This window comes from Algoriphagus winogradskyi (assembly GCF_900182815.1).
GTDB lineage: Bacteria > Bacteroidota > Bacteroidia > Cytophagales > Cyclobacteriaceae > Algoriphagus > Algoriphagus winogradskyi.
The window spans coordinates 141,080-153,582 of the sequence record NZ_FXUA01000005.1 but is presented as its reverse complement, the minus strand read 5'-3'; the positions used below and the strand labels follow the sequence as shown (position 1 = coordinate 153,582).

Here is a 12,503-nt window from a genome sequence, read left to right as displayed (position 1 = left end):
GATTAAGTTAGGTTAGTGATGATGATGACCATCTGGACCATGAGCATGTCCATGTTCGAGTTCTTCCGGTAAGGCATCCCGTACCGAGATGATTTTACCTTCAAAAGACAAATCGTATCCTGCTAGTGGTGGATTGAAATCCATATGGACACCTTTATAATCAATCTTCGTAATCTCTCCTCTGATCTGTCCACCCTTATTATCCTGCATAGGAATTACATTGCCTATGCGCAGTAGGTTCTTATTTGTCTTTCCTTTTTCCTTGAAATTAGCTTTTGGAATTATGGTTTTTTTCTCCTCCATATAATCCCCATAGGCTTCTTCAAAGCTAAGATCAGCTGTGAATGTGTCTCCAGCCGACTTCCCTAGCAAGGCATCCTCAAACTTTGGAAAAACTTCACCGGCATTAAACAAAAAGTAAAATGGCTTGTCTTCTGGGACAGTTTCATACGGAACCATGCCCGTCTCTCCATCATCCACTTTGAGATCATAGCAAACTGCTACCACTTTATTCTTCTCTACTTTCATGTGTATTTAATTGTTTTTTGATGAGAAATGGAATCTCGCCTCATGGATAATTATTAAACTTTCTGATGCCATCCTCAAGCTAGATTTTATAGCTTTTGAATGAAAACCCTATCTAAATAGATAAGCAACTCCGATTTGACCTACGAAGTTTTTCCTATCATAACCAGGCACAAAATACTGATCTGGGCTATTTTCCAGATACCATTTGTAATTCAAGGTATTGACATATTGCAGTCGGGCATTTACTAAAACACTACCAAACTTCCAGTCACCTATCAAAGAAGGGACAAGATCCACATATTTGTTTCGCCAGTCTTTCGAAGCTTCATATCTGTAGTAATAAAAGTCGTTGTTATAGACAATTCGCTCCATTTGGAATCCAATTCTATTCATTTTATTAACCCAAGCAAACTCAACGAATATCACATTACTGCCAGGACCATTTCCTGCTCCTAACACCTGACCATTTTGAGTATAGCCTTCTACAACATGATCGTGTATATACCATGTTTTAAGCGCTCTGATATCTTCTCTGATAGTTTGTCCCGTCTGAGTCATCTCAGAACTTATCTGGAAAAAATGACCAGGTTTTTTCAAACTCATCAAGTGCGAAAACCCAAAAGTGAAGGCTCTGCCAGATTCAGGAGTTATCATGAAATCGCTCATTTTGCGATCATTATCCCGGGTCCCATACTCACCATAGAATTCGAAGTGACCTTCTGGACTTAGCCATCTGAAAAACCCTGAGCTAAATTGCTGTCTCTTTTCTTGAGTAGGATCTACAATATTCTGCGCTTTTTTCCTGCCATTAAATACCGGAAGTATATCTCCTAGATCAGAAATATCACTTCTGTACATTTGATTTGTTGACCCGTAGCCCAAAAATAATCCAGGAACCCACTTTGGCTGATAAGTCAATACGATTCCTGACAAGAAACGCTTATTATCCTCTGGTTTAGGAATTAAAACTGGATTTTCCTGAATTCTATAATCAGACAATGGAGGCAAGTAACCTGAAGATCTCAAGAATCCACCAATCATCTGCCCTTCAAATGATCCAATTTTTGTCTTTACTGGTTTTCGGGTGTTAGCCGTGAAGTGGACAAATCCTGGGGCATTATTTCCAAGTAAAAGCGAGTTTCGTCTACCAGGCCCCCACCAAAGATTCTCGGAGGAAATGCCTATTGAATACTCATCAAAATTAAAGCGAAGACTAGACTGACCTAAATAGGCACGATTGTAGGCATTCTCTCCAAATCGCTCTGGCATATCTATTCTGTTCATATATTCATAATAGAATAAAACAGTTGCTTGATGCTCGATTGGAAAGCCCTTGTAATCCTTGTTTTGAGCCATTAACATTTCCGGTTGAAATTGTAGGCTCAATGGTCCATATTCTAAATAAGCGCCGACACTAAGTATACTTTGAATTCCTCGATTTGGAATAAAAGCGCCATCATTCACTCCGAAGGCATATGTCGAATTATACTGAAACTTAGCAGTTGCTGGCAGAAGTAAAAACTTGCCTTGATTATTCTTTCCAAAAACTTTGTTGACCTTGGAGACATCCAAATCAACGACAGAGCTATCGAGGTCAAAGCCATATTTAATCCCGAAGGCCTCAGTGGGATAGAGTGGTCTGATCATAAAAGAAGATGCGGAGTCCACATCTCCCAATAGTTGCGCTCTTCTTAAATAATCATCCAATACTGGCGTGCCTACTGGTACAGTCTGCGCGAAAGAAGAATTATTGAGCAAAAGGAATAGCACTAATGTCCCAAAAAAACTATTCAAAATTTTCCCTGTCTTCATCATCATTTCAAGGTAAGGGCTTCAATAGTAATTTTAGCTAAAGACCAAGATTCATCACACAAAGGGTCAGTTGCATTATCCGCCACTAATTCCGAATTCATATAAACTCTGGAATTGGGATTACTATGTTCAATAATCTTGGAAATACTATATCTGGTCGTATAATTCGGAAATGCGCCAAAAAGACAGAGACCAGGCATATTCGTCTGAATTGCTCCTGTTTTAGGTCTATTTTGTTTGAAGAAATGATCTGGATAAGATTGGTAAAGGCAATAGGTGGATTCACAAGGCGTATTGGAGAATGTAGTTCTAAAAACCTCCTCATCATCTACCCCAAAAAACCATTGATCTGGACCATTTCCGTTATCTGAAGCATTTCCATCCCAGGAATCATGAACCAAAATCTCAAGCGTAACTTTTAACAGATTGTGGGATGGAAGACCAGACAAATTAACTGCAATTTCTTCATTATGGTAATAGCCGACTACTGTGTCATTTTCAAAAATTAAAAACCTACCGTTTTCAAATCCTGCCAAATCTAGATTTGAAAAATCATTGGAATAGACCACTTGCTCTGACTCCAATGTTTCAGTACAAGAGGAAACAAACCCTAAAGTCATAAGTAGTAGAAGTATCTTCACTGCTTTTGACCATTTATAATAATCCATCAAATTCAATTAGTTAAGAAAATAGAACCTTGCAAAGAAACAAAAAAGGAGCCAAATGAGACTTACCAAAAGAAGGGTAATTTTAGCTCAGGTCTCCAAAAGGTTTTACTATTTTTGGCTACAAAAAAAAATATGAGATGGCTACTTTTACCATAGTCGCAGGTGCGCGACCCAATTTCGTGAAAATTGCGCCTATCATTCACCAATTTATCAAAAAGCAACAGGAAGGCATTGATATCAATTTCCGATTGGTTCATACTGGACAGCATTATGATAAAAAGATGTCAGGTGACTTTTTTGATCAACTGAATATCCCCGAGCCTAACGCAAATCTTGGAGGAGGAGGTGGAACTCAAGCTGAACAAACAGCCGCAATTATGGTCGCATTTGAAAAAGAACTTCTTGAAAATCGCCCAGACCTTGTACTAGTTGTAGGAGATGTCACCAGCACACTTGCCTGCTCTATTACTGCCAAAAAACTCCAAATAGATGTAGCTCATGTAGAAGGAGGAATACGCTCTGGCGATTTAACCATGCCCGAGGAAATCAACAGAATGGTCACAGATAGTATTACCGATCATTTTTTCACCACCTCTGAGATAGCAAATAGCAATCTTAGAAATAGTGGTTTTTCTGAAGAAAAAATCCATTACGTAGGCAATACGATGATAGATACATTGATGGCGCAGATGCCTAGATTCCAAAAGCCGGAAGGTGAGATTTTCGAAAGCTTGGAACCTGGTCAATACTTTGTGATGACCATGCACCGTCCTGCAAACGTGGATCAAGAGCAAAAACTAAAAGCCATGATAGATGCGATTCTGGAAGGCACAAAAGGATTACCAATCATTTTTCCAGTGCATCCACGCACCGCCAAGAACTTACAAACAATTGGTATCGATGCACCGCACCTTCATATGTGTGAACCTTTAGGATATTTGGAATTCAACTATCTGGTAAAAAATGCGAAAGGTGTAATCACCGATTCTGGAGGAATTACTGAAGAAGCTTCTGTCATGAATGTGCCTTGTATTACTCTCAGAGACAATACTGAACGTGCTGAAACCATCCACCTTGGCACCAATGAACTTGTAGGGACTGATCCAGCTAAGCTTAAACCTTACTTGGAAAAAATAATGCAGGGAGAATGGAAGCAATACCAAGGAATTCCGCTTTGGGATGGAAAAACAGCAGAGCGAATAGTAGCTATATTACTAGATTCCTATTCCGCAGCTTGATATGGAGGTGCAGAACAGAATAGCTTTTTTGGTAGAAAAATTGAACCTACTGCCTCACCCAGAAGGAGGGTTCTATTCAGAGACTTATCGATCTGAAGCAAACATTGAAACAAGTGCCGGGAATAAAAACCTAACAACAGCTATCTACTTTCTACTTACCTCAGAGAATGTATCAAAATTCCATCGTATCAAAAGTGATGAGCTTTGGTTCTTCCATGAAGGAAGCAATTTGACAGTTCACACCTTAAGTGAACTTGGTCATAAGCAGCTTTCGCTTGGATATCCATCAAGTACGGCAATTACTTCTCCTCAGCATTTAGTAAAAGCTCATACCATCTTTGGTAGCACAGTGGACGAGCCTGACAGTTTCGCATTAGTTTCATGCGTCGTTTCGCCTGGGTTTGATTTTGCAGATTTTGAACTCTTCGAGGCCAAGGCACTTCTCCAACAATTCCCAGAATCTTTCGAAATCATCAATAAATTGACATAAAAAAAAGGCTCCTTAAAGGAGCCTTTTTCAATTGTGATAGTTGGAATATTAGAAAGAGAAGGAAACTCTCATGTTGATTTTTGTGCCTGGAGAAAGGCTGCTGAAAATCTGATCTTGTGCCTCATATGACTTATAAACATACTCTCTCTTTGAGTTCAGAATATTTTGCACCCCAAAGCCAGCTTGCAGTCGCTCATCTGCCCCAAAAGTCTTATTGATGTTTAAATTCAAGCTATTGAATGGTACAGAGTATGTATCTGTTCTGTTACCAAATCCAACATACTGAAGAGAAGATCCTTGAACATTATAGAAAACACCAGCTTCCCAACCAGTAGTGAACGAGTTATAGCTTAAGCCCGTGTTAATCAAGTAAGGTGCCTGTCCGGCCATGTCACGTGTATCCTCAATTACCTGACCTTCTCTAGCTGTCAATGATCTTGATCTGAATTCAGATTCAGACATTTTTATTTGAGATTTAGTAACCGTAACGTTCGTATTCCAAGAGAAATTTTCCAAGGTAGGAGCAATGAATTTCAGAGATTTTCTGAATTCAAACTCTAAACCTGCAACAGTACCATTACCTACGTTTCTAGGCTGGAAAGTTCCAGGATCAGCTAGGAACTGAACCATTTCAATAGGCTTTTCAAAGGTTTTATAGAAGGCACTTACTGAAAGCATTTGACCTCTTTCCTGGAAAGCTTCCCATCTCAAATCAAAGTTATTCACATGAGTAGAAACTAAATTACCATCCCAAAGGACTTCTGTTCCCCCATTGGTAGTTTCAGGATATAGACCACCAATAAAAGTTCTACCTGTGATTGGGTCAAGAATTTCCGCATAAGACAGTTCTTTGAAAGAAGGTCTTGCGATGGTTCTAGATGCTGAAGCACGTAGGTTTTGATTTTCTTTCAAGTTGAAAATCAAGTTGACAGTTGGAAAGAAATCCATATCATCAAGTACTTCAACCAAATCATAATTGATTGTTCCAGTCTGGTTAGTACCAGTATAGTATTGATTGTATTTCTCAACTCTTAATCCTACGATAGCTTTTAATTTATCTGCTGGATTTGCCTCCACTGACACATAGCCGCCCATATTGGTAGCGATGGAATTGTAGGCGTTCGCATTAATCGGAATAAAGTCCGCATTGTACCTTACCCCATTTCTATTGTCTGCAGAGAAAAGATTCTCTTCAAGCAAAATCTCATTTGGATCGCCTGTAAACTCTGTATTTCCTGTAGCAAACTGGAAGCTTTGAATGTTGAAATCACGCTGTTTGAAGACATAATTACCACCAAATTTAACTTTACCTTCTCTAGAGAAAAGTGTCAGTCTTTTAGCGATATCCCCTTTTGCAACAATGCTATATTCTTCTAGATCTCTCCAGATTCTAGCAGGAAGTCCTACTTCAGTGGATACAGTATTGGTAGGCTCTCTAAATCTTGTAAATCTAATGTCTGGATCAGAAATAGTAGATCTTGTTGGAGCTAGTTTCCAATTAAGCTCCCAATCATTTCCATTGATGTAATGTGTACCCGCTAGCAAAATGCTAGTTAATCCTCTTTGGCTATACTCTAAGTTATATTGTCTAGCTTCAAAGTTCGCTCCTAGGTTGGTATTGATAAAAGCAAAATCAGCTGCCTTAGACTCTCCATTTTGCAAATGCATTAAATTCAACTTGAATTTTGAATTGTCAGTCTTCAAGGCAATACCCGCAAGTCCGCCAAGCAATACATTGTTTACACCAAAGTCTCCACGCTGTCTTTCCAAAGGCTCAAGCTCCGTCTGATCAGCCTCTCTAGGCTTAGCATACAAGTTGTACTCTGCATCCTGATAGAACTCAGTCTCATTCTTATAGGTCAAAGCAAAATTGTAACCCCAAGTGGCTTTTGATCTTGTAAATTGATTTCCAAGGGAAAAACTAACTCCAACATCCATCAAGCTATTAGCTCTGTAGCCACCCAGTGTTTTGTTGAAGTTTCCAAGAATCTCTTGGTACTCCATGCCTTTTGGGCCATTTGGATTACCTACTGCATCACCATATTGAGGGATGTCTGTTCTTCCGTCTGTAGGAATAGCTCTTGTGCCATCATCAAATCCTAAAAAGTCAGTGTTGCCACCATCGTATTTCAAATAATTTGAGTTGAAGTGCATGGATGGGTTGATACCACCACTCAAACTCAATCGCATTGTTTTTTCCTCAGGAAAATCTTTTGTTTCTATATCTACAACACCACCTGTAAAATCCGCAGGAAGATCAGCTGTAAAAGATTTGGAAACGATAATGTTATCGATCACATTGGTAGGAAATATATCCATTTGGATTGTATTTCTATCAGGATCAAGGCCTGGAATATCCACGCCATTCAAAACAGTTTTGGTATATCTGTCGCCAAGCCCTCTTACATAGATATATTTACCACCTTCGATAGATACACCTGTCACTCGTTTTACTGCAGAAGCAGCATCGCCGTCACCGATTTGACGAAAAGTGCTGGCAGAAATACCATCAAGGAGGTTAGCAGCATTTCGTTTTACAGAAAGTAAAGCTGATTCAGTAGTTCTGATTGCAGAGGCAGAGACAGTTACGGTCTCGAGGTCTGATGCTTCTTCAGCCATCATCAGATCATTGATTACGTTTACTTCTCCTGCTTTTACTACTACTTCTGTCAAGTTGATAGAAGAATAGGAGATGTAAGAGATCTGAAGAGTGTAAGACCCTGGAGCAACTTTAATTTCGAATTTACCATCGAAATCTGTTACAGCTCCTGTAGATGTTTCTTTTACTAAAACAGAGACACCAAATAGAGGTTCGCCTGTACCTTCTTCGAAGACAGCGCCACGAATGGTACCATTTTGGGCAAAAACAAATCCTGCAAATACTTGAGAAAGCACAAGCAGAACTAAAATCAGAAATCCCTTCATGAGTGGATTAGTAGATTGATTTTTCATACAGCAATTAGAATAAATTTTAAAAGAAGGAAGAAAGTGACCTTGCAAGTTCTTTCTCCCTTCTTTCAAAAGTGTGTTTGTTTATTTTAGATCAGAAATAGCGCCTGAGGCTGCAGTCCAAGACCAAGTGCTTGCGAAAGCAGTCTTGTTTGCCCCTACAGTATTAGCACCGGCAGCTACCATTGTTGCTGAAGCAGCAGTACCATTTTTGAAAACTGTAGCCAACGTAACACCATCTGCTAGGGTAGCTTCGAGATTCATAAATTTCAATGATCCTTCAGAGAATGTTGCGAGTGTTTTGTCACCGCTTAGGGATAAGTCACCACGACCATCTGTGGTTGCTGGGTCAGCAAAGTTGAAGAAGTAAATGTTCTCAAATGTACCTCTAGCTCCATCACGGAAGTCGCCTAGTTCAGCAACTGCATTACCTTTAACAGTTCCGTTTTTCAACGTATGGCCAGCATTGTATGAGCCTTCCGGACCATCGATTTCTAGGCAGTGATCAGTTTCGCCACCTGCAACTACGATGAAGTTATCCAACGTACCAGCCCAAGCTTGGTCAGTATCAAGTGCGTCATCACCAGCATTCCAGATGATTGCATTTTTCACGCTTACAGTACCACCGAACCATTCGATTCCATCATCTTGATTTGCGATCACCTCCACGTTTTCGATAATTGTACCAGAGCCTACGCCGCCAAGTGTCAGTCCGTTAATTTCATTTCCTTCACCGATGTTTGCACCACCGTGACGGATAGAAATATATTTGATAGTTCCTGAGTTGTCCTCATCATTTGATCCACCGTAAAGTCCGTTTGTATCGGATGGTGGTATACCTTCAATTTGTACCTCGGTGACATCACCTGCAAGGGAAGCCTTAGCATTTCCCAAAACGATCAAACCTCCCCAAAGACCAGAAAGATCTGGATCAAGATTAGGTGAAGCAATTTGACCAGGTATGATTTCATCAGCAACTGTAGTGAAGATGATCGGAGATGTTGCGGTCCCTTGTGCGTCAATCTTGCCACCTCTAGCAATAATCAAAGCTGTAGCATTAGAGCCGGATCCTACTTCGCCTTTTACAATTACACCTGGCTGGATGGTTAATGTATTCCCAGAAGTAACAGTAATTCTTCCTCCAAGTACATAAGTCTTACCAGTCTCCCAAGTTGTATTGGAAGTGATGTTTGTGTTTACAAGCAAAACATTATCTGCTCCTGGATCCACAGGATCTACTGGTTTGTCATTTCCGTCTATACAGCTTGTGAATCCAATCACGATTGCTGCAAACATGAATAATAGGGAATTGAACTTTTTCATTGGTATAGTATAATTGAAATGGTTTGCCTTCTTTGACGTTGCAAATCTGCTTCAATTATTCACCGCAAGAGTATTTTCCGAATTATGCTTTTTTTAATATTGATTACAGAATTTAATATTGGAATAACAAAAAGTGCATAAAAAAAGGCTTCTCTTACGAAAAGCCTTTTTTTACTTAGAATAGCAGTTATTTCAATGTTACCGATTTGTTAATGGGAACTTTCTCCATTAAAATTTTGACCAGATCTCGCGTATTAATTCCGTCGGCTTCTGCCTCATAATTGAGAATTATTCTGTGATTTAGTACATCTTCTGCTATTTCCTTGATGTCTTCGGGCAACACATAATCTCGACCATCCATGAAGGCAACCGCCTTGGATGCTAAGTTTAAATTGATACTTGCACGAGGAGAAACTCCAAATTGAATGTACTTGGCTTCTTCCTTCAGACCATATTGCTCCGGAAATCTAGTCGCAAAAACCAACTCTATGATATAGTGTTCCAATGGCTCAGCCATTTTTACCGCATTGATCTGATTACGAATCTCAAAAATCTCATCTTTTGAAAGTATCGCATTCACTTCTGAGCTAAAGGACATGTTTGCCATTCTACGCATCACTTCCATTTCATCAGCTTTGCTTGGGTAGTCGATATGAACTTTCATCATGAATCTATCTACCTGAGCTTCCGGTAATGGGTAAGTTCCTTCCTGATCTACAGGGTTCTGAGTTGCTAAAACCAAAAAGGGACGGTCAAGCTGATAGGTAGTATCACCAATCGTCACCTGCTTTTCTTGCATGGCTTCCAGAAGTGCCGATTGAACTTTGGCAGGAGAACGGTTAACCTCATCCGCCAAAATCACATTGGAGAATATTGGTCCTTTCTTTACTTCGAAACTTGCTGCTTGAGGATTGTAGATCATCGTACCTATCAAATCCGCCGGTAGCAAATCCGGAGTAAACTGAATTCTATTGAAATCAAGATGTAGCACTTTGGCCAGCGTATTTACCGTCAAGGTCTTTGCCAAGCCTGGTACACCTTCCAAAAGGATATGTCCATTGGTAAAAAGTCCAATCAAAAGTCTGTTGACCATTCTGTCCTGGCCTACTACTACTTTCTTTACTTCCTGTATTACGTCTGCTATTTTTTCCTGATGCATGGAATCTGAATCTTTGAGTGCTTTTTAATCGGAGACTAAAATAGAGGTTTTTGTCCCAAAGGACAATCTTAAATCTTAGAAGCGGTAATGCCTTACGATTAAAGGGATTTTATGATTTTTTAAGAAGCTTATTTCTCGCGGCAGCGCGGCAACGCAGCAATAGATAACCTTTGAGGTTTACAAAACCTCGAAGGTTTTGAGCGGGAAAGGACCTACCTCCTTGATTTATTTGCCTCCGTCTTTTTAAACCCAGTCAGTCCCAACCTATGGTAAATGGTTTTTTCATCGATCTCCTGCACTTCACCCACCTTGAATCCTTGAATGGTTAATTTCTCCATAGACCAGCGAACCAGCCTTAGCGTAGGATGACCAATAGCCGCAGTCATCTTCCGAACCTGCCGGTTTTTGCCCTCTATTAAAGTCAAAGAAACCCAGGTATCAGGAATGGACGCTCGATAGCGAATCGGAGGATCGCGGTCTGGAAGTGCTGGAATTGGATCCAATACCTTGGCTATCGCAGGTTTAGTTTTGTAATCTCTACCCTCCACATTGATCATTACGCCTTGCATTAATCCTTTCAATGCTTCTGGCTCAGGAGATCCTTCCACTTGTGCATAATAAGTCCGCTGATGTCCAAAACGAGGATTAAGCAAATGATGGTTTAGGGATTTGTCATCCGTTATAATTAGAAGTCCCTCAGAATCTTTGTCGAGCCTGCCTACCGGGTACACCTCCTTTGGAAAATCAAAAAGAGAGGCAAGCGTCTGCCCCTCTCCAGAAAATTGACATAAAACCCCGAAAGGCTTATATATAATAAAGTATCTAGCCAAAGTCAGTAAATTAACTGCCGCAGCCTACGCAATCAATGCTGGAATCAGTCGGCTTCACACCGTCACGTTCCATCTTCAGGTTATGGATTTTGTCACGAATCTCCATGTCTGCAAACATGTCACCGGTGATTTGTGATTCCAAAGCTTGGATTTGCTCGTTGTAGTTTTGAATTTGTGCTTCGCTCATAAAAGTTAGATTAAGGGTTGAAATGATATCCTAAAATAGCCAGCGATCTTGAATAGTTCCTGATCGAAGCCTCATTTTTTTCGTCAAAAATGATTCCAACTGAGCAGTAGAAACTTACCTTCCGAAAATAATTAATAAAAATGCCCCTTACAGAACTTATAAATCTTCGCCAGCTTTTACACCAAACTCCAGAAATTGCCGGTGAAGAATCTGCCACAGCCGAGAAGATTTTAGCCTTTTTTGCCAACCTAAAACCAGATCAAACCATTCAAAATATAGGGGGAACGGGGCTAGCTTTTATTTTTAAAGGGAAAAATCCTGGTAAGCGAATTTTATTCAGAGCTGAACTGGATGCATTGCCAATTCAGGAAAAAGGAGATCCAAGCTATAAAAGCCAGACTGCAGGGAAAGCACATCTTTGCGGGCACGATGGTCACATGACGATTATTTGCGGACTAGGGGAAAAGCTTGCTGCGCAAAGACCTGTCAGTGGTGAAGTAGTATTGCTTTTCCAGCCAGCGGAGGAAACCGGCGAAGGCGCAAGAAGGGTTTTGGATGATCCAAAATTTCAGCAGATCAAACCGGATTATGCTTTTGCGTTACATAATTTACCAGGATTCCCACTTCGTCAAGTTGTTGTCAGGCAAGGAACTTTTGCCGCAGGAAGTACAGGCTTGACGATATCCCTTACAGGAAAAACTTCCCATGCTGCCCACCCCGATGCAGGAATAAACCCCGCTCAGGCAATTGCACAGTTGATTCAAACCCTTCCAAAACTTACAGAAAAGCTTTCCACCTTTGCTTTAGTCACAGTTATTCATGCGGAGATCGGAAGTTTGGCATTTGGGACTAGTGCTGGAAAAGGAAGCCTGAGCCTGACGATCCGGGCATTTGATCAGGATGATCTGGAAAATCTGATTAAGATGATTACCGAGGAAGTCAAGAGAATTGCAACTACCGAAAAGCTTGGCTGTAAATTCTCCTTCGTAGAATCGTTCGCCGTTTCCAAAAATGATCCCGGAGCAGCTGCTATTGCAGAAGGTGTACTTAAAGAAAAAAACTTGCAAGTAATTGAGAAGCCGGAACCCTTTCGCTGGTCGGAAGATTTTGGGCTTTTCAGCCAAAGTTGTCCTTCCTATCTTTTTGGATTGGGATCGGGAGAAAACTGCCCACAACTCCATGAACCTACCTATGATTTCCCAGATGAGTTGATAGTGACTGGCGTGAAGATTTTTGAGGGAATTGCAAGAAAGGTGAATGGGTAAAAAAAAGACCCTCCAGGTTTTCAAAACCTGGAGGGTCTAGCTGAAGTCCTGCTT

Annotated in this window: 11 protein-coding genes; 3 read left to right on the top strand and 8 right to left on the bottom strand. The window is 40.4% G+C overall.

Annotated features, from left to right (window positions below; all coding sequences use genetic code 11):
* Nucleotides 1-12: 12 nt before the first annotated feature.
* The 3 genes from QOL76_RS13955 to QOL76_RS13945 all read right to left on the bottom strand — a co-directional run bounded on the left by QOL76_RS13955 (nucleotide 13) and on the right by QOL76_RS13945 (nucleotide 3,008).
* On the bottom strand, nucleotides 13-528 hold the full coding sequence (locus QOL76_RS13955; RefSeq protein WP_283413585.1) for an FKBP-type peptidyl-prolyl cis-trans isomerase: 516 nt from the start codon (nucleotides 526-528) through the stop codon (nucleotides 13-15).
* Between the two features lie 108 nt (nucleotides 529-636).
* On the bottom strand, nucleotides 637-2,322 hold the full coding sequence (locus tag QOL76_RS13950) for a capsule assembly Wzi family protein (protein ID WP_346771410.1): 1,686 nt from the start codon (nucleotides 2,320-2,322) through the stop codon (nucleotides 637-639).
* 20 nt (nucleotides 2,323-2,342) lie between these two features.
* Nucleotides 2,343-3,008 (bottom strand): hypothetical protein, encoded by a 666-nt coding sequence (locus tag QOL76_RS13945; protein ID WP_283413583.1) that lies wholly within the window; start codon nucleotides 3,006-3,008, stop codon nucleotides 2,343-2,345.
* A 137-nt stretch (nucleotides 3,009-3,145) separates the two neighbouring features.
* Between QOL76_RS13945 and wecB the strand changes: the two genes are divergently transcribed.
* Both wecB and QOL76_RS13935 read left to right on the top strand, forming a co-directional pair.
* Entirely contained in the window at nucleotides 3,146-4,246 is a 1,101-nt protein-coding gene (gene wecB, locus QOL76_RS13940) for a non-hydrolyzing UDP-N-acetylglucosamine 2-epimerase (RefSeq protein WP_283413582.1), read from the top strand.
* A 1-nt stretch (nucleotide 4,247) separates the two neighbouring features.
* Nucleotides 4,248-4,736 carry a cupin domain-containing protein gene (locus tag QOL76_RS13935; RefSeq protein ID WP_283413581.1) on the top strand — a complete coding sequence of 163 codons (489 nt, stop codon included), beginning with the start codon at nucleotides 4,248-4,250 and terminating at the stop codon, nucleotides 4,734-4,736.
* 48 nt (nucleotides 4,737-4,784) lie between these two features.
* Here QOL76_RS13935 and QOL76_RS13930 read toward each other — a convergent pair whose 3' ends face one another.
* The 5 genes from QOL76_RS13930 to QOL76_RS13910 all read right to left on the bottom strand — a co-directional run bounded on the left by QOL76_RS13930 (nucleotide 4,785) and on the right by QOL76_RS13910 (nucleotide 11,184).
* Nucleotides 4,785-7,688 carry a TonB-dependent receptor gene (locus QOL76_RS13930; RefSeq protein ID WP_283413580.1) on the bottom strand — a complete coding sequence of 968 codons (2,904 nt, stop codon included), beginning with the start codon at nucleotides 7,686-7,688 and terminating at the stop codon, nucleotides 4,785-4,787.
* A gap of 81 nt (nucleotides 7,689-7,769) precedes the next feature.
* The gene (locus tag QOL76_RS13925) at nucleotides 7,770-9,008 is read right to left on the bottom strand and encodes a hypothetical protein (protein WP_283413579.1); all 1,239 of its coding nucleotides are present in this window, start codon (nucleotides 9,006-9,008) and stop codon (nucleotides 7,770-7,772) included.
* A gap of 187 nt (nucleotides 9,009-9,195) precedes the next feature.
* Nucleotides 9,196-10,167: an AAA family ATPase gene (locus QOL76_RS13920; protein ID WP_283413578.1), complete on the bottom strand. Its 972-nt coding sequence runs from the start codon at nucleotides 10,165-10,167 to the stop codon at nucleotides 9,196-9,198.
* A gap of 212 nt (nucleotides 10,168-10,379) precedes the next feature.
* A complete protein-coding gene (locus QOL76_RS13915) occupies nucleotides 10,380-10,997 on the bottom strand; it encodes a pseudouridine synthase (RefSeq protein ID WP_377919225.1) in 618 nt (205 codons plus the stop codon).
* Between the two features lie 10 nt (nucleotides 10,998-11,007).
* The gene (locus tag QOL76_RS13910; protein WP_170124589.1) at nucleotides 11,008-11,184 is read right to left on the bottom strand and encodes a hypothetical protein; all 177 of its coding nucleotides are present in this window, start codon (nucleotides 11,182-11,184) and stop codon (nucleotides 11,008-11,010) included.
* A gap of 140 nt (nucleotides 11,185-11,324) precedes the next feature.
* On the opposite strand from QOL76_RS13910, the gene QOL76_RS13905 reads away from it, so the two are divergent.
* The gene (locus QOL76_RS13905; protein ID WP_283413577.1) at nucleotides 11,325-12,449 is read left to right on the top strand and encodes an amidohydrolase; all 1,125 of its coding nucleotides are present in this window, start codon (nucleotides 11,325-11,327) and stop codon (nucleotides 12,447-12,449) included.
* Nucleotides 12,450-12,503 lie beyond the last annotated feature (54 nt).

Bases quoted from the DNA above. Each gene is read 5' to 3' on its own strand.
- QOL76_RS13905 (WP_283413577.1), top strand. From the start codon at position 11,325: ATGCCCCTTACAGAACTTATAAATCTTCGCCAGCTTTTACACCAAACT.
- QOL76_RS13925 (WP_283413579.1), bottom strand. From the start codon at position 9,008: ATGAAAAAGTTCAATTCCCTATTATTCATGTTTGCAGCAATCGTGATT.
- wecB (WP_283413582.1), top strand. From the start codon at position 3,146: ATGGCTACTTTTACCATAGTCGCAGGTGCGCGACCCAATTTCGTGAAA.
- QOL76_RS13930 (WP_283413580.1), bottom strand. From the start codon at position 7,688: ATGAAAAATCAATCTACTAATCCACTCATGAAGGGATTTCTGATTTTA.
- QOL76_RS13955 (WP_283413585.1), bottom strand. From the start codon at position 528: ATGAAAGTAGAGAAGAATAAAGTGGTAGCAGTTTGCTATGATCTCAAA.
- QOL76_RS13945 (WP_283413583.1), bottom strand. From the start codon at position 3,008: ATGGATTATTATAAATGGTCAAAAGCAGTGAAGATACTTCTACTACTT.
- QOL76_RS13910 (WP_170124589.1), bottom strand. From the start codon at position 11,184: ATGAGCGAAGCACAAATTCAAAACTACAACGAGCAAATCCAAGCTTTG.
- QOL76_RS13935 (WP_283413581.1), top strand. From the start codon at position 4,248: ATGGAGGTGCAGAACAGAATAGCTTTTTTGGTAGAAAAATTGAACCTA.
- QOL76_RS13920 (WP_283413578.1), bottom strand. From the start codon at position 10,167: ATGCATCAGGAAAAAATAGCAGACGTAATACAGGAAGTAAAGAAAGTA.